This is a genomic window from Sphingomonas sp. STIS6.2 (assembly GCF_000732685.2).
Classification (GTDB): domain Bacteria; phylum Pseudomonadota; class Alphaproteobacteria; order Sphingomonadales; family Sphingomonadaceae; genus Sphingomonas; species Sphingomonas aerolata.
On record NZ_JPDP02000159.1, the window covers coordinates 514,718 to 531,056 of the forward strand.

General features: G+C 68.1%; 17 protein-coding genes and 2 riboswitches. Of the genes, 4 read left to right on the top strand and 13 right to left on the bottom strand.

Going from position 1 to position 16,339, the window contains the following annotated elements:
- Nucleotides 1-7 precede the first annotated feature (7 nt).
- On the bottom strand, nt 8-556 hold the full coding sequence (cobU, locus tag sphst_RS17170; RefSeq protein ID WP_442800408.1) for a bifunctional adenosylcobinamide kinase/adenosylcobinamide-phosphate guanylyltransferase: 549 nt from the start codon (nt 554-556) through the stop codon (nt 8-10).
- A gap of 102 nt (nt 557-658) precedes the next feature.
- Here cobU and sphst_RS17175 point away from each other — a divergent pair, with 102 nt between their 5' ends.
- From sphst_RS17175 to sphst_RS17185, 3 genes are read left to right on the top strand one after another with little or no spacing between them, the layout of a single operon-like run.
- Nucleotides 659-1,633: an aminotransferase class I/II-fold pyridoxal phosphate-dependent enzyme gene (locus sphst_RS17175; protein ID WP_107045947.1), complete on the top strand. Its 975-nt coding sequence runs from the start codon at nt 659-661 to the stop codon at nt 1,631-1,633.
- Entirely contained in the window at nt 1,626-2,564 is a 939-nt protein-coding gene (gene cbiB, locus sphst_RS17180) for an adenosylcobinamide-phosphate synthase CbiB (RefSeq protein ID WP_107045946.1), read from the top strand. The genes sphst_RS17175 and cbiB overlap by 8 nt, the downstream gene beginning before the upstream one ends.
- The gene (locus sphst_RS17185; protein ID WP_107045875.1) at nt 2,552-4,042 is read left to right on the top strand and encodes a cobyric acid synthase; all 1,491 of its coding nucleotides are present in this window, start codon (nt 2,552-2,554) and stop codon (nt 4,040-4,042) included. Before cbiB ends, sphst_RS17185 begins: the two co-directional genes overlap by 13 nt.
- Here sphst_RS17185 and cobS read toward each other — a convergent pair.
- The 6 genes from cobS to sphst_RS17215 all read right to left on the bottom strand — a co-directional run bounded on the left by cobS (nt 4,010) and on the right by sphst_RS17215 (nt 8,804).
- The gene (gene cobS, locus sphst_RS17190; protein WP_056407805.1) at nt 4,010-4,726 is read right to left on the bottom strand and encodes an adenosylcobinamide-GDP ribazoletransferase; all 717 of its coding nucleotides are present in this window, start codon (nt 4,724-4,726) and stop codon (nt 4,010-4,012) included. The genes sphst_RS17185 and cobS overlap by 33 nt on opposite strands.
- On the bottom strand, nt 4,723-5,301 hold the full coding sequence (locus tag sphst_RS17195; RefSeq protein ID WP_107045876.1) for a histidine phosphatase family protein: 579 nt from the start codon (nt 5,299-5,301) through the stop codon (nt 4,723-4,725). Before sphst_RS17195 ends, cobS begins: the two co-directional genes overlap by 4 nt.
- Nucleotides 5,298-6,311 (bottom strand): nicotinate-nucleotide--dimethylbenzimidazole phosphoribosyltransferase, encoded by a 1,014-nt coding sequence (gene cobT, locus sphst_RS17200; RefSeq protein WP_056407802.1) that lies wholly within the window; start codon nt 6,309-6,311, stop codon nt 5,298-5,300. Before cobT ends, sphst_RS17195 begins: the two co-directional genes overlap by 4 nt.
- A complete protein-coding gene (locus tag sphst_RS17205) occupies nt 6,308-6,724 on the bottom strand; it encodes a DUF1636 domain-containing protein (protein WP_056407800.1) in 417 nt (138 codons plus the stop codon). Before sphst_RS17205 ends, cobT begins: the two co-directional genes overlap by 4 nt.
- Nucleotides 6,725-6,821: 97 nt before the next feature.
- Nucleotides 6,822-7,008: riboswitch (cobalamin riboswitch) on the bottom strand.
- A 21-nt stretch (nt 7,009-7,029) separates the two neighbouring features.
- Nucleotides 7,030-7,815 (bottom strand): ABC transporter ATP-binding protein, encoded by a 786-nt coding sequence (locus sphst_RS17210; RefSeq protein WP_107045877.1) that lies wholly within the window; start codon nt 7,813-7,815, stop codon nt 7,030-7,032.
- A complete protein-coding gene (locus tag sphst_RS17215; protein ID WP_031392927.1) occupies nt 7,809-8,804 on the bottom strand; it encodes a FecCD family ABC transporter permease in 996 nt (331 codons plus the stop codon). The genes sphst_RS17210 and sphst_RS17215 overlap by 7 nt, the downstream gene beginning before the upstream one ends.
- 67 nt (nt 8,805-8,871) lie before the next feature.
- On the opposite strand from sphst_RS17215, the gene sphst_RS17220 reads away from it, so the two are divergent.
- Nucleotides 8,872-9,720 (top strand): ABC transporter substrate-binding protein, encoded by an 849-nt coding sequence (locus sphst_RS17220; RefSeq protein WP_031392926.1) that lies wholly within the window; start codon nt 8,872-8,874, stop codon nt 9,718-9,720.
- Here sphst_RS17220 and cobO read toward each other — a convergent pair.
- From cobO to sphst_RS17250, 6 genes are all read right to left on the bottom strand, one after another.
- Nucleotides 9,717-10,316, bottom strand: a complete 600-nt coding sequence (gene cobO, locus sphst_RS17225; protein ID WP_197977715.1) for a cob(I)yrinic acid a,c-diamide adenosyltransferase — start codon at nt 10,314-10,316, stop codon at nt 9,717-9,719. The two genes, sphst_RS17220 and cobO, sit on opposite strands and share 4 nt — an antisense overlap.
- Nucleotides 10,316-12,274: a TonB-dependent receptor plug domain-containing protein gene (locus tag sphst_RS17230; protein ID WP_031392924.1), complete on the bottom strand. Its 1,959-nt coding sequence runs from the start codon at nt 12,272-12,274 to the stop codon at nt 10,316-10,318. Before sphst_RS17230 ends, cobO begins: the two co-directional genes overlap by 1 nt.
- Before the next feature lie 182 nt (nt 12,275-12,456).
- Nucleotides 12,457-12,689: riboswitch (cobalamin riboswitch) on the bottom strand.
- Between the two features lie 58 nt (nt 12,690-12,747).
- A complete protein-coding gene (locus tag sphst_RS17235; protein WP_031392923.1) occupies nt 12,748-13,572 on the bottom strand; it encodes an HpcH/HpaI aldolase/citrate lyase family protein in 825 nt (274 codons plus the stop codon).
- Complete coding sequence (locus sphst_RS17240; RefSeq protein WP_031392922.1) at nt 13,569-14,021, bottom strand: MaoC family dehydratase; 453 nt, start codon at nt 14,019-14,021, stop codon at nt 13,569-13,571. Before sphst_RS17240 ends, sphst_RS17235 begins: the two co-directional genes overlap by 4 nt.
- Nucleotides 14,021-15,856 (bottom strand): acetyl/propionyl/methylcrotonyl-CoA carboxylase subunit alpha, encoded by a 1,836-nt coding sequence (locus sphst_RS17245; protein ID WP_031392921.1) that lies wholly within the window; start codon nt 15,854-15,856, stop codon nt 14,021-14,023. Before sphst_RS17245 ends, sphst_RS17240 begins: the two co-directional genes overlap by 1 nt.
- Nucleotides 15,853-16,338, bottom strand: a complete 486-nt coding sequence (locus tag sphst_RS17250) for a nuclear transport factor 2 family protein (protein WP_031392920.1) — start codon at nt 16,336-16,338, stop codon at nt 15,853-15,855. The genes sphst_RS17245 and sphst_RS17250 overlap by 4 nt, the downstream gene beginning before the upstream one ends.
- Between the last annotated feature and the right edge of the window lies 1 nt (nt 16,339).

Sequence of the window (16,339 nt, forward strand, 5' to 3'; positions counted from 1 at the left end):
GGCACCCTTATCCCTTCATCCGGATCGTCAGCCCGGACACCGCGAGATCGACCGTCTCGACCGCAGCCGCGACCCGCTGGTTCAGCATCCCGGCCAGATCGCGGAACCGCCGCGCCATCGCATTGTCGGGCACGATCCCCATCCCGACCTCGTTGGTGACCAGCACCAGCCGCCCCTCGACGCGACCGATCGCATCCAGCAGCGCGGCGATCGCCGTCTCCGCATCCGCCTCCGCCAGCATCAGGTTCGACGCCCACAAGGTCAGGCAGTCGACCAGTATCACCCCGTCCGGCGCGTCCGCCTCGGCGATCGCCGCCGCCAGCGCGAGCGGCGCCTCGACCGTCCGCCACCGTTCGTCCCGCTCCGAGCGATGCCGCGCGATCCGCTCGGTCATCTCCCCGTCGAAAGCCTGCGCGGTCGCGATATAGACCAGCGTGTGGCCACCTGCCGCCTCTGCCCCCGCCTCTGCCCCCGCCTCTGCTAAAGCCTGCGCATGGCGGCTCTTGCCCGAGCGCGCACCGCCGGTCACCAACACCGTCTTTCCAAACCCCTGCACGACCGTCTCCTCCATCGCCCCTTGCGCTATCGCCGGCGAATGGCGAAGGCCAGCAGCAACGCCGCGGCATCGCCGGCGCAGGGGACGCATGTGCACGCGCTGATGGAACATGGCGGCCGGATCGACAGCGCGCAGGCGCTGTACCCGCACGCGCCGCGTCCCTGGCTCGACCTTTCGACCGGGATCAACCCCTGCGCGTGGGAACCGCCCGGCGATCTCGCGATCGACCTGCGCAACCTCCCCTCGCCCGCCGCGCTCGCCACGCTCGAGGCCGTCGCCGCGCGCCACTTCGGCGCCGACCCCGCGCGCGTCGTCGCGCTGCCCGGCACCGAGATCGGCCTCCGCCTGCTCGGCGGACTCGGCCTCCCCGCCCGCGCCCGCCATGTCGGCCCCAGCTACGCGACGCACGAAGCGGTCTTCCCCGCGCGGATCTCGATCGACAGCCTCGCCGACGAAGCGGCCCGCGGCGGCACCATCCTGCTCGCCAACCCGAACAACCCCGACGGCCAGCTGGTCAGTCCGGACGCGCTTCGGCCAGTGATCGATCGTCTTCTCGAGAATGCAGGCTGGCTGGTCGTAGACGAGGCGTTCGCCGACACGCTGCCTGACGCCGGCCTGGCCTCGCAGCTTTCCGCAGAAGATCCCGTTATCTTGTTCCAATCCTTCGGTAAATTCTTCGGTCTCGCGGGCGTGAGGCTTGGCTTCATGATCGCACCGCCCGGCATCGTCGCGCGGGTCCGCGACCGTCTGGGCAGCTGGCCGATCTCCGCCACCGCGCTCGCGATCGGCACCGCCGCCTATGCCGACCGAGCCTGGATCGAGACCACGCGCACACAGCTCGTCACCCGTGCAGCCGCGCTCGACGCGGTGCTTCTCCGCCACGGGCTCGCCGCGACGGGCGCCTGCCCGCTCTTCCGGCTCATCGTATCAAACGACGCCAAACCCTTGTTCGAGCGCCTGAATATGGCGGGCATCCTGACCCGCCCCTTCGCCTATGACCCCCGCTGGCTCCGTCTCGGTGTCCCCGCCGACGCGGCCGCGCTGGCGCGTCTCGACACGGCGCTCGCGCATGGCTGATCCCGTCGCGCTCATCGCCCTCGCGCTCGACGCCGCGTTCGGCTGGCCGGAACGGCTCTACCGCCGGATCGGTCATCCCGTCGGCGCGATCGCCGCGATCATCGGCAGCCTCGAAAAGGCGCTCAACCGTCCCTCATGGCCCGACGCGACGCGCCGCATCGCCGGGGTCGCGACGCTCGCGATCACGCTCGCGGTGACGGGCGGGATCGCCTGGGGCGCGACCTGGCTGTTCGCGACCTATCTCGGCGGCTATGCCTGGCTCGGCATCGGCCTCCTCGCCGCCCCCGGTCTCGCGCAGCGCAGCCTCAACGATCACGTCGCCCCGATCGCCGCCGCGCTCGGCAAGGGCGACGTGCAAGGTGCGCGGATCGCGGTCGGCCGGATCGTCGGTCGCGACACCGACCGGCTCGACTCCGCCGGCATCGCCCGCGCCGGAATCGAAAGCCTTGCCGAGAGCTTCTGCGACGGCATCGTCGCGCCGCTCTTCTGGCTGCTGATCGGCGGGCTTCCCGGGCTCTGGATTTACAAGGCGATCAACACTGCCGACAGCCTGATCGGCCACCGCGAGCCACGCTGGTGCGCGTTCGGCTGGGCCTCGGCACGGATCGACGATCTCGCCAACTGGATCCCCGCGCGGATCAGCGGCGCCTTGCTGTGCCTCGCCGGTCCCGGCGGCTGGCGCGTGATGCGGCGCGACGCGCGCAAACACGCCTCGCCCAATGCCGGCTGGCCCGAAGCGGCGATGGCGGGCGTGCTCGACCTCCGCCTCGCCGGTCCGGTCAGCTATGACGGCGTCACCCAGCTCAAGCCCTGGATCGGCAGCGGTCACCCCGCCGCCACCGCCGCCGACATCGCCCGCGCGCTCCAGGTCTATCGCCGCGCCTGCCTGCTACTCTGGATCGTCACGGGGGCGCTGCTGTGGGTGCGGTGATGCTCCAGGGCACCGGCTCGGACGTCGGCAAGTCGGTGCTCGTCGCCGGCCTCTGCCGCGCGCTCGCCAATCGCGGGCTCGCCGTCCGCCCCTTCAAGCCGCAGAACATGTCGAACAACGCCGCCGTCACCGCCGATGGCGGCGAGATCGGCCGCGCCCAGGCGACCCAGGCGATCGCTGCGCGCACCGCTGCGACCACCGACATGAACCCCGTCCTGCTCAAACCGCAGGGCGACCGCAGCTCGCAGCTCGTCGTCCACGGCAAGGTCCGCGGCATCCTGCGCGCCAGCCGCTGGCGCGAGGGGCGCGCGGGGCTGATGGACGACGTGCTCGCCAGCTATCACCGGCTCCGCGCGCAGGCGGACATCGTCGTCGTCGAGGGCGCGGGCAGCCCCGCCGAGATCAACCTGCGCGCCGCCGACATCGCAAATATGGGCTTCGCGCGCGCCGCCGGCGTCCCCGTCATCCTGATCGGCGATATCGACCGGGGCGGCGTCATCGCCTCGCTCGTCGGCACGCGTGCGGTGATCGATCCCGCCGACGCCGCGATGATCCACGGCTTCCTCGTCAACAAGTTTCGCGGCGACCCCGCGCTGTTCGACGACGGCTATCGCGCGATCGAGGCGCGGTCGGGCTGGCGCGGCTATGGCGTCATCCCCTGGCTTCCCGAGGCCGCCCGCCTGCCGAGCGAGGATGCGGTCATACTCGAACGCCGCCCCGGTCACGACCGGCAGGACGGCCAGGTCGTCATCGCCTGTCCGATCACCCCGCGCATCGCCAATTTCGACGATCTCGATCCGCTGCGGCTCGACCCCGGCGTCACGTTGGTCATGGTCCCGCCCGGCGAACCGATCCCCGACGCCGACATGATCATCCTCGCGGGCTCCAAGGCGACGATCCCCGACCTCGCCTTTCTCCGCGCGCAGGGCTGGGACATCGACATCCACGCGCATCGCCGTCGCGGCCGCCCGGTGCTCGGGCTTTGCGGCGGCTATCAGATGCTCGGTCGCAGCATCGCCGATCCGGACGGGCTGGAGGGGCCCGCCGGTATCGCCCCCGGGCTCGGCCTGCTCGACGTCGCGACGATCCTGTCCCCCGCCAAGACGCTCGAGCGCGTCGCCGGCACCGCGATCGGCGCACGGTTCGACGGCTATGAGATCCATATCGGCGAAACCACCGGCCCCGACACCGCGCGCGCGCTCACGACCCGCGACGATGGCCGCCGCGACGGCGCGGTCAGCCCCGACGGGCTCGTCTCCGGCAGCTATGTCCACGGCCTGCTCGGCCTCGCGGATCAGCGCCGCGCGTGGCTCAGCCGGCTCGGGGTCGGTGCGGTAGGGCCCGACCATGCGGCGTCGATCGACGCCGCGCTCGATGCGATTGCCGAAACGCTCGAACGCCATCTCGATATCGATGCGCTGATCGCGCTGTCGAAGCTCGCGGGCTCAGACGCGGCCGGCAATGGCGAGCGCGACTAGCATCCCGGTCTCGACGAATTCGATCCCCGCACCGTGGCAATCGCCTGAAACGCCGCCGACCCGCCGGATCAGCCACCAGCCGAATACCGCGATCAGTGCAGGGGCCCCTGCAACGGCATGCACAGGCACCCCTAAACACCCTGTTACGCACCCCCAAAAGACCAGATCGTGCACCCTGATCTTCCCTGCCACCATCCCTCCCAGCCCGCCCTCCCGGAGCAGCGGCACCCACCGCGCCCAGCATAACGGCCCGATCCGCGCGAGCATCGGGACGAGAATCACGACCGCCCATCCCTGACTCGAAACGGCATGCAATAAGACAAGTTTTGCAAGGAGTTGCAGCGCGATCATCACAACACCGAAGCTGCCGATATGCGGATCCGCCATCACCGCGATCAGCCGGTCGCGGTCGCCATGCGCGGCACCCAGCCCGTCCGCCAGATCCGCCAGCCCATCCAAGTGCAAAGCCCCTGTAATCGCTACCCAAATAGTCAGCGCGGCGAGCGCACCGGTCCACGGATCGACCTGCGCGCCGACCCACCCCGCCGCCGCGACGACCACCCCGATGCACGCCCCGACGACCGGGTACCACCGGATCGCGGCGGCAAAATCCTCAGCGTTCGCAGCGACTTGCGGCATCGGCACGCGCGTCAAAAAGCCGAAGGCGACGACCAGCCGCTTCACGAAACCGGATCAGTCTGCAGCGCCACGATCTGCGCCGTCCGGTCCGGCCAGATCCGCAAACTAATCAGCGCCGCATAAGGCAAATCGAATGCCCAGAGCTCGCGCTGGCCGAACTCGCACAGCGTTTTCAGCGCCGCACGGATCGCCCCGCCATGTGTTACGATCAATGAGGTTTCGGGTGTAAGATCTTCTATCGCATCGGTAACTCTTGCGACCAGATTGCTCCACCGTTCCCCACCCGGCGGCGGTGCACCATCCGGATCGTCCCAGAACCGCTGCAACGCCGCAGCGTCGATCTCCGCCGCAGCCAGCCCGTCCCAATCCCCGAAATCCAGCTCCCGCCACCGCGCATCGGTCGTTGGAGCCAGCCCCCGCTCCCGCCCGATCGCATCCGCAACAGCCTGCGATCGCATGAGATCAGAACAGACGATCTTCTTGAAATTCAGCGGTTTTACCCGAGCCATACAGGCCGCCATTCCCTCCGCCGTGACCGGACTATCGGTCCGCCCCAGCATCCGCCCGGTTAGTTCAGGCGCGCCATGCCGCAGCAGGTGGAGCAGGAACGGCGCACTCACGCCACCGACACCCCCGCCTCGGCAAACGTCGCCATCCCGTCATGCGCCGCCAACGCCGACCGGATCACTCCCACCGCAACCGCCGCCCCGCTTCCCTCCCCCAACCGCATCCCAAGTCTCAGTAAAGGCTCGAGTTTCAGCGCGGCGAGCAACCGCTCATGCCCTGGTTCGGCCGAACAATGCCCCGCAATGCAGTGCTCTGTGATGCCAGGATACGCCGCCGCAATCGGTGCGATCGCCGCCGACGAAATGAATCCGTCGAGCACCACCGGCACCCCCGCCAGCCGCGCCGCCACCACCGCGCCGGCGATCGCGACGATTTCACGCCCCCCCACCCGCCGCAACGTCTCGAACGGCGTACGCGGGAAATCATCATGCCGCCCAATCCCCGCCTCGACCACCGCGATTTTCCGCGCGATTCCCGCCACATCAACCCCCGTCCCCGGGCCAACCCAGTCCGCGGCGGTTCCGCCGTAACTGCGCAGACACAGTGCTGCGGCCGACGTGGAATTCCCGATCCCCATCTCACCCACGACAAGCATGTCGAGCCCCGGCACGACGACGTCGGCACCGATGTTGAGTGCGGCGAGACACGCGGCTTCGTCCATCGCCGGTGCCGTCGTGAAATCCGCCGTGGGGGTTTCCAGATCGATGTCGGCGATGATCAGCTCGAGCCCGACGGCATCCGCCAGCGCATTGATCGCCGCGCCCCCACGACGGAAATTCTCGACCATCTGTGCGGTCACGGAGACCGGGAAAGCGCTCACCCCGTGCACCGCAACGCCGTGATTTCCGGCGAAAATCGCCGCCCGCGCACGCTCGAACCGCGGCCGCTCGCGCCCCTGCCAGCCCGCCATGAAGACCGCGAGGTCTTCAAGTCGGCCAAGCGATCCCGGTGGCTTGGTCAACTGTGTTTGCCGCAGCGATGCGGCCCCTCGCGCGGCTTCGTCTGCCGCAGGAAGAGCCCCCAGCGCCGCGTCGAACGCCGCGACCGTCGGGAACTGCCTCACTGCGCGACATAGCCGGCGGGGGGCGTCCGGGTGATGAAATGCCCCTTGATCCCGGCGGGCCACTGCCGAAACGGCACCTGCCCCTCCGCACTCTCCGCATGCAGCACGGCATAATCGAGGATCGCTCGCGCAGCCTCCTCATCCGGCGTGAAGCGCCCCAGCACATAGCCGATCTTCGCGGGCCCACGAACATGGATGGTGCAGAAGTCCTGGCAGGCGAACAGGCACGGCATCGCCTGCACCGCAATCCCGGCATAGCGCGGATCACTCGCCTGGACCGCCTGCAATGCTGCGACGAGTCTTGCACCGCCCCGCATGCCCTCGGCATCGTCCTTCGCATCGGTGGAAGCGCGGCAGGTGCTGCAGGCGACGACGGCCGCCCCGTCTTCGGCGGGAACCAGTAGATTTGGCATTGAAACCCCATGACATACGCGCCCGCGGCACAAGCCGCAGGCTGGTTATGTCGTCGCGCGGGTTTACCCCCGTCCGCTCGGCGCACCCTGGCCGGACGAAAGACGACCGCGACGGGCAGGTCTCCTGGCTCACGGGTCACAGCCCTTCGCGCCGCCTTCTCGGGACCGGGATCCCAATGGCATGATGGCACGATGGCTCGCCGCTTACAGTTGCAGGGGCAGCCGGGGTTCTCCCGTTCCCTTTTCATCCCCGTCGCCGGGGAACCTGTCGCGGTCAGAGGGATAGGCCGGGCGAGCGGCCCGGGTCAATCGCCCTGCGCGCTGTCACGCGTCAGCGGTACCACGACCGGTACGCCCTCGATCGATCCGAACCACGCCCGAACACCATAGGTCTCACGCAGCCGCGCCGGCGTCAGCACTGCCGACGGCGCGCCGTCGGCGACGAGCCGGCCCGCGTCTAGCACGAGGATGCGATCGCAATAGCGTGCGGCGAGCCCCAGATCATGCAGGACGGCGATCACCAGGACACCCCGCGCGGCCTGCGCCCGCAGGATCTCCATGACTGCGATCTGATGCGCGGGATCGAGCGACGCGAGTGGCTCGTCGACGATCAGCGCCGGCGCCTCCACCGCCAGCGCCCTTGCCAGCAGGACGCGGGCCCGCTCGCCCCCCGAAATCTCGGTCGCGACACGCGCCGCAAGCATGGTCACGTCCGCCGCTGCCATCGCACGGGCAATCGCATCACGATCCTGCTGAGAAATGCGCGACAGCGGTGCGAGATGGGGCAAGCGGCCCAGCGCGACGAGACGTTCGACGCTCAGCGGCCAATGAAGACTTTGACCCTGCGGCAGATACGCGACCGTCCGCGCGATCTCACGTCGCGAGCGCTCCGCCAGCGGAACCCCGTCGAGCAGGATATCTCCAGTAGCGGGAACCAGCCCGAGAAGCGCCTGGACCAGCGTCGATTTGCCCGCCCCATTGGGGCCGACGATCCCGATGAGCGCGCCGCCCTCTGCCGAGAAACTGACATCGTCGACCACGACCCGCCCTGCACGGCGGACGCTGAGGCGGTCCGCGGAGAGGGCTACCATAGCCGCCGCTCGCGGATGAGGTGGACGAGGAACACCGGCACACCGAGAAACGCGGTGACGACCCCGAGCTTGAGTTCGTTCGACGTCGGGATCACCCGGACCAGTACGTCGGCGAAAGTGAGCAACGCGGCCCCGCCCAGTGCGGAGGGGAGCAGGATCGCCGATGGCGAACGATCGGTCATCGGCCGGACGAGATGCGGGACGATCAGGCCGATGAACCCGATCGCGCCCGATACCGCAACCGCCCCGCCGACCCCGATCGCCACCCCGACCAGCATCCGCATGCGCGTCCGACGCAGATCGACGCCTAGCGCGCGTGCGCCATCCTCGCCGAGCGTCAGCGCGTCGAGCGCATGGCCGTCCCAGGCGACCAGCACCATGCCGAGCGCGATACAGGGCAGCGCCAGCGCGACATGGCTGAACGACCGGTCTTCGAGCGACCCGAGCAACCAGGTCATGATCTCCATCGCTGCAAACGGGTTGGGGGACAGGTTCAGCGCCAGACTGACCCCCGCGACGGCCAGCGTTCCAACCGCAATCCCCGCGAGGATCAGTGACAAGGCGCTTTGCGACCCGGCCGCCAGCACGAACAGCAACCCCAGCGCCGCGAACGCCCCGGCGATCGCCACGATCGGCAGCATCGCCGGATGAAGCTCCGCCAGCCCGAAATACAGCGCGATCACCGCGCCCAGCGATGCGCCGTTCGACGCGCCCAGCACCGATGGCTCGGCCAGCGGATTGCGCAGGAATCCCTGCAGCGCAGCACCCGACAGCCCCAGCATCGCGCCGACCGCGAGCCCTAGGATCGCGCGCGGCAGCCGAAGTTCGAACAGGATCGCGCGTTCGATCGGATCGCCCTGCCCGCTGAGCGCCCGCACGACATGCGCCAGCGGGATCGCCGCGCTACCCACCGCGACCGACGCGGCGCCGGCCAGCAGCGCAAGCAGCGCGAGGCCACCGACCAATCGCGCACGCGTCACGCGTTCCATAGTGCCAGATCCCACCGCATCGATTTCCGCCTAGCGCATAAGCGCCCGCTGCGGCAGGGCTTTGCGTATGCGCCGCCGCCGTCTCCTGACCATCCTGATCATCGCTGCCGCTGGCGCATCTGCTGCGGCGGCAGCGCCTCGACCGCCGGCGCGTATCGTTTCGCTCAACCTGTGCGCTGACCAGTATCTTCTGGCGCTGGCCGACCCCGCGCAGATCGTCGCACTGACCCGGTTCGCGCGTGATCCGAACATGTCCGCGGCCGCCAACGCCGCGCGTACCATCCCAGTCAGCCGTGGCAGCGCCGAAGACGTCCTGATGCTCCGCCCCGATCTCGTGATCTCCTCGCCGTTCCGACGCCAGACGGTCGCCGCAGTTCTCGCCGGCCGGAACGTCGCGACGCTCGATCTGCCCCCCGCTGACAGCTATACCGCGATCGTGACGCAAGTCCGGCAGGTCGCCGCAGCCATCGGGCACCCCGATCGCGGCGAAACGCTGATCCGCCGGATGGACACCGCGCTCGCACGATTGCCGCGCGCCCCGGGAGGTGGTCGTACGGCGGCCTATTATCAGCGTCGGGGTTTCCTGACCGGTACCGGCACGCTCGTCGACGAACTGATGCAGCGTCTCGGGCTGGCCAATCTCGCGACCCGGCTCGGCAAGCCGGCACTTTCGCAACTGTCGCTCGAACAAATGGCGCTGGCACGCCCGGACTATCTCGTCGTTGAGAGCGCCACCGACCGCGTGACCGATCAGGGCACCGAAATGCTGCATCATCCGATTCTCGACGGGATTCCCCGTCTGCGCATCCCCGAGGCGTGGACCGTCTGCGGAGGTCCCGCCTATGTGCTCGCCGCGCAAAGCCTCGCGGCGCAGTTGCGCACGCAGCGTCCAGCTAGTCCTCGCCGCGACCGTTAGAACTCAACGCCGGCCTGGGCCTTGACCCCGCCCCGGAACGGATGCTTGACCTGCCCCATCTCGGTGACGAGATCCGCCGCGGCAATCAACGCCTCGGGCGCGTTGCGTCCCGTCGCCACGACATGCGTCATCGCCGGTCGCGCCGCGAACCCCGCAAGCACCTCGTCGAGTGGCAGATAGTCATAGCGCAGGACGATGTTGATCTCGTCGGCGATGACCATCGCATAGCTCGGGTCGAGGATCATTCGGCGGACCTCGTCCCACCCTTCGCGCGCCACCGCGATATCGCGGGCCCGATCCTGCGTATCCCAGGTAAAGCCCTCGCCCATCGGCTTGAATTCGACCAGATCGGGAAAGGCGTCAAAGATGACCTTCTCGCCGGTCGTCATCGCACCCTTGACGAACTGTACGATCCCGACCTTTCGCCCATGCCCCATCATCCGCACCGCCATGCCAAGCGCCGCGGTGGTCTTGCCCTTGCCCGGTCCGGTGTGGACCATCAGCAGGCCCTTCTCGATCGTCTTGGCCGCGACGATCTTGTCCTGGACGACCTTCTTCTTGGCCATCCGCGCCGTGTGCTCCGCCTCGCTCCGCATCAGAATGCTGCCTTCACGCCGACATAGGCGCCGCGCCCCTGGCCAACATAGCTGAACACCTCCTCGTACCGCTCGTCGAACAGGTTTTCGACCCGACCGAAAACCGACAGCCCGGGCGTCAACTTGTACGCCGCGTTCAGGTTGACGAGGACATATTCCTGGAGCGAGACGCGGACCGGGACATAGCTCGGATCGGTATAGGCGTCGTCCTGCTGCCGGCCATTATACCGAACGGTGAGCGTTGCCGAGGCGCGCTGGTCGCGGCTGAACGCAGTCATGTTGACGCTGCCGATATGGTTGGGTCGCCGGATCTCCACGCCCCCGTCCTCGCGCGCCTTCAGATAGGTATAGGCGAGGTCGAAGCGCAGCTGCGGAATTGGCTGGGCTGTAGCAAACACCTCGACGCCATGCTGCGTCGATCGCGTGATGCGGTTGCCGGGCGTCGCGACGAAGTCGGGGGCAGGATAGGTGGTAAAGATCTCGTTCGTCAGCCGACTGTCGAAATAGGTCGCGCCGATCGTCGCACGATCCCCCCCGAAAGCCTGTTCGACCCCGGCTTCCCACCCCTTTGACTTTTCGGGCTTGAGGTTCGGATTGCCGATATAACGACCGTCGGAATAGCCGAAGAGATCGAAGTAGCCGGGGTTCTTCACGCTGGTACCGTAGGCACCGCGCACCCGCGTTCCGGTCGCAAAACGATAGCTCGCCTGCGCGCGGTAGGTGGTGGTGTCGTCGAACCGGTTATTCTCGTCGCGCCGCACCGATCCGCCGATCGCTAGCGCGTCGTCGATCACGACGTCATACTGTCCGACGATCCCGACATTGTCGGTGTGCCGCCGCCCTGTGAAGACGAACTCCGAAGGGACCGGACTAAGCGTCTGAAATTCCTCACGCTCGACATCGACTGCGGCGGTCAGCCGATGCCGGATGCGATCGGTGCCGAACCGGAAGGCGCTTTCGAACGATCCCTTGTACCGGCGTCCCTTGTTGCCGAAGCTCAAGGCATCGTCGACCAGCGCCCGGCGTGTCGTATCGGCAAACTGGCCGCTGAGCGCATTCGTCCACCGGCCATCCGCCAGCGCGAGTTCGGCGCGAACCAGCCCGTAATATGCCTCGACCGTGCTGCGCGCGCCTGGCGTATCGACGATCGTGCCGAACTGCGGGCCGCTCAATGCCGTGTCGTTGCTGTCGGCATCGGTATAGCTGTAGCGCCCGACGCCCGTGACCTTCAGCGTGTCGGTCGGCGACCAGCTGAGCTTGCCCGTCGCGCCGACGCTCTTCGCGCCGATGTCGCGCGATCCGCCCCGTGCGGTCGGCGTGCCGTCGGTGAGGTAGGTCGAGCTCGATAGCGCGTAATCGAGATTGCGCGCTACGCCCGCGACCCGGGCGCCTCCCGAAAACGTGCCGAACGATCCCCCTTCGGCCCGTAGTGATACGCCCGGGGCCTCCGCGCCGCTCAGCGTGAGATACTGGATGACGCCGCCGATCGCGTCGGACCCGTACAGCGCCGATTGCTGGCCGCGCAGCACCTCGACCCGTGCCGCCTCGTCGGCAATCAGCGTGCCGAAGTCATATTCGCCCTGATAGGGATCGGACACTTCGATCCCGTCGATCAGCACGAGCACGTGATTGCCCTCCGATCCGCGGATCCGGACCTGCGTCGTCCCCCCGACCGCGCCGGTCCGGCTGACCGCCAGTCCGGGAACGTCGCGCAGCACGTCGGACACGATCCGGGTCTGCCGCTGGTCGAGCGTGGCGGCGTCGAGCACCGTCACCGACGCCCCGAGCTGATCGGCGGGAACCGCGTCCCCCGATCGCGATGCGGTGATCACCAGCTCGGCGCCGCCCCCTGCCGCCTCGCCCGTCGCCGCAGTAACCGGATCAGGCTCGGCCGCGGCCGGCGATGCAAAGGCCGTGGCGGTGGCGAGCGCCACAAGCGAAACGAAAATTCTGGTCATGAAACGATACCCCCGGCGTCACGAGCGACCGGCCGGGGCCTGCCGTCCGATGCTACGGACAGCCGGCGCAACGCTTGGGGTGTACGCCGAACCGCACCCGCCACGCGCACCGATGCGGCCCCCGCCGCATGGTTCGTCGCTCAGACGGAGTACCGTGCCGCGGTCATCCCCTGGACCATGGCAAGAGCGACCGAGCGCCGGCAGGTCTCCTGGCTCACGGGTCGACGCCCGGTACGCGACCTTCCCGGGCCCTGCGCTTGCGCTCAGGCCTAGTGGTCGTCCCCCCGTGATGAAGGGACATGCGCACCGCACTCACCGCTTACAGTTGCAGGGACAGCCGCGGCATGAGGAGGACCGTCTCCCGCACCGCATTCCCTTTGAAGCCCCGAGGGGCACCGACGCGATCTGCGACCCCGGCCTTCACCGGTTTCGCAGGGCGACGGTAGCGCAGAAATTTCCTGCCGCCAATGGGCCTAGAGTCGCGCGAGGATCGCCCGCGCCTGACGTAAGTGCGGCGCATCGATCATCCGCCCATCAAGCTGCAGCGCGCCCGCCTCGGGAGCCGCCGCAAACGCAGCGACGACGGCGTGCGCATGTGCAACGGTCGCCGCATCCGGCGTGAACGCGGCGTTGATCGTGGCGACCTGCGACGGATGAATCGCCATCATGCCGGTAAAGCCGTCACGGCTGCCGCGCGCGGCATAGGCTGCCAGCCCGTCAATGTCCGCGATTGCGGGATAGACCGTCTCGATCGCCGCGACGTCCGCCGCATGGGCGCCGAACAGCAGCAGCGATCGTACGAGCTTATAGGGTTCGGTATAGGATCCGTCGTCCTCCCGACTGGCCGCCGCGCCGATCGCCGCGGGCAGGTCTTCGGCGCCCCAGGTCAGGCCGCATAACCGGTCGTTGACCCGCGCATATTCGCCCAGTGTGAAGATCGCGGCGGGCACTTCGGTCGCGATCGGCAGGATCGGCGGACAGTCATCGCCATAAGCCTCGACCAGTGCGAGGACGGTCGCGGGTCCGGTCGCCTTGGGCAGCATGATCGCATCGGCGCCCCTCGCGGCAGCGAGATCGTCGTCCAGCCACCCGGAGTCGACGGGATTGATCCGGACTATCCGCACGACGTCGGTGTGGTCCTGCAACGCGGCCCGGACCGCCTCGCGGGCAACGGCCTTGCGGGAGAGCGCGACCGAGTCCTCCAGATCGAGGATGATGGCATCGGCCCCGCTCGCTGCGGCCTTCGCAAAACGCTCGGGCCGGTCTGCGGGCACGAACAGCAGCGAGCGCAACCTCATGCCGGCGTCCGCAACAGCAGTGCCGAGCGGAGGCACCGACAGACGATCTCGTCACGCTGGTTGATCAGCTGGTGCATGAATGTGACGATCCCGGCGTTCGAGCGTGACCGGCTGGGCTTGAGTTCGACGACCTCGGTCTCGGCGCGCATCGTGTCGCCGATGAAGACGGGTTTCGGATGCACGAGCTTATCGTAACCGAGATTGGCGACGAGCGTTCCGAGCGTCGTGTCGCCGACCGACAATCCCACCATCAGCGCGAACGTGAAGGTGCCGTTGACGAGGATCTGCCCGAATTCGCTCGCCTTCGCCGCCTCCGCATCGAGGTGCAGCGGCTGCGGGTTGTGCGTCATCGTCGAAAACAGGAGGTTGTCCGTCTCCGTGACGGTGCGGCGGATCTCATGGACGATCCGGTCGCCGATCGCCCATTGGTCGAAATAGCGGCCGGCCATCAATCATCCTTCTCGATACGTGCGAGCACCATGCCATCGCTCACCTGCCCGCCTTCGATCGCGGTCAGTTCGGCAACCGTCCCGTCGAACGGCGCGACGAGCGAATGCTCCATCTTCATCGCCTCCAGCGTCACGAGCTTCTGCCCCTTTGCGACACGGTCCCCGGCCGCCACGTCGACCGCGATGATCCGTCCCGGCATCGGTGACAAGATAGCGCCGTCCGCTGCCGCCCCCATCGCCGCGCCAGACGCACGCCAAGGCCGCAACTGCCAGGTCTGCCCGGCATCGGAAACGAGGGTGGCATCGACCGGTTCATGGACGCCGCGACCGTCGAGATCGATCGTCACGGTGTCGTCGTCGAGCAGGAACCGCGCCGTCTTCAAAGGTCCCGCGTTGAGGCGAAAGCCCGCCATCGGTTCGACGCGCACGAGCGCGCGCGCGGCCTCGATCAGCGCTTCCTCGCTAGGCTGCGCCGGGGGCATCAGCGCCGCACCTTCGCGGGCGATCAGCCCGGTATCGAGCGTTCCCGCGACAAATTCCGGATGGTCGAGCGCCTGGACGAGAAAGCCCGCATTCGACCGGACCGGCCAGACGACCGCCTTGTCCAGCGCCTCCGCCAACGTCTCGCGCGCGGCTTCACGCGTGTCGCCCCAGGCAATCACCTTGGCGATCATCGGGTCATAATAGGGCGATATGTCTGCCCCCTGTTCGACGCCCGTATCGACCCGCGCCGCATCACCCAGATCGAACGCCTCGAGCCGCCCGATCGACGGCAGGAAACCCTTGGCGGGATCCTCCGCATAAAGCCGCGCCTCGATCGCCCAGCCGCGGATCGCAAGATCATGCTGCTGCAGCGGCAACGCCTCGCCGCTGGCAATCCGCAGCTGCCACTCGACAAGGTCCTGTCCGGTGATTTCCTCGGTGACGGGATGCTCGACCTGCAACCGGGTGTTCATTTCCATGAACCAGATCCGATCGGCGCGCAGGCCTTCGCTCGCATCGGCGATGAACTCGATCGTACCCGCGCCGACATAGTTCACGGCCTGTGCCGCGCGCACCGCCGCCGCGCAGATCGCCGCGCGCGTCGCATCATCCATGCCGGGCGCCGGGGCCTCCTCGATCACCTTCTGATGCCGGCGCTGCAACGAACAGTCGCGTTCGAACAGATGGACGACGTTGCCCTGACGATCGCCGAACACCTGCACCTCGATATGCCGCGGCGAGAGGATATATTTCTCGATCAGCACGTCGGTATTGCCGAAGGATGCGGAAGCTTCGCGCTGGCACGAAGCGAGCGCGTCGGCAAAGTCGGCGGACGCGTCGACGCGGCGCATACCCTTGCCGCCGCCGCCGGCGACGGCCTTGATCAGGACCGGGTAGCCGATGGCATCCGCCTCACGCTGGAGCCTATCAGGCGACTGGTCTTCCCCCAGATAGCCTGGCGTCACCGGGACCCCGGCCGCCATCATTCGCTGCTTCGCGGCATCCTTCAGCCCCATCGCGCGGATGCTGTCGGGATCGGGGCCAACCCACAGGATCCCTGCATCAAGCACGGCCTGCGCGAAGTCCGCATTCTCGGACAGGAACCCGTACCCCGGATGAATAGCCTCAGCGCCGGTGGCGAGCGCGGCGGCGATGATCTGCTCTCCGACCAGATAGCTCTCGCGCGCCGGGCTCGCACCGATATGCACCGCCTCGTCCGCGTGCCGGACATGCAGCGCGCCCGCATCGGCATCGGAATAGACCGCGATCGTGCGGATTCCCAACGCCCGAGCTGTGCGGATGATGCGGCAGGCGATCTCGCCACGATTGGCGATGAGCAGTGATTCGATCATTGCGCGGGGCATCCGGTGGTCCGCTTAGACCAAGTGATGTTGAGGATCTTCCACCGGCCCGCGTCGCGCACCATGTCGAAATGGTCGGTCCCGCAATACGCGACCCGGCCGTCGATGGTGAAGACATAGGGCGACCATACCATCGCGATATCGCCATCGATATCCACGGCGGGATCCGTCAGGCGTTCCGCATATCGCTCCGGTCCGGGCTTCAGACGGGCGGCGAAGTCGGACCAGCCGGTCCGGCGGATGATGCGCGTGCCGTCGGCCATTTCTTCCACTGCCGTAGCACCCCCCTCGGGGCGTACCTGTGCGAGCAGTGCCTGGCCATCGCGGGTGGCCAACGCAGCGAACATCGCGTCGATCGGCACCATGACGCCAGCCTCCTCGGTCACCACGACTGGCGGCAAGCCGGTGCCCTTGACGATCGGCTGGACCGGTGTGACCTGACCCGCGGCCAGCAGAAACGATAGCAGGATCATC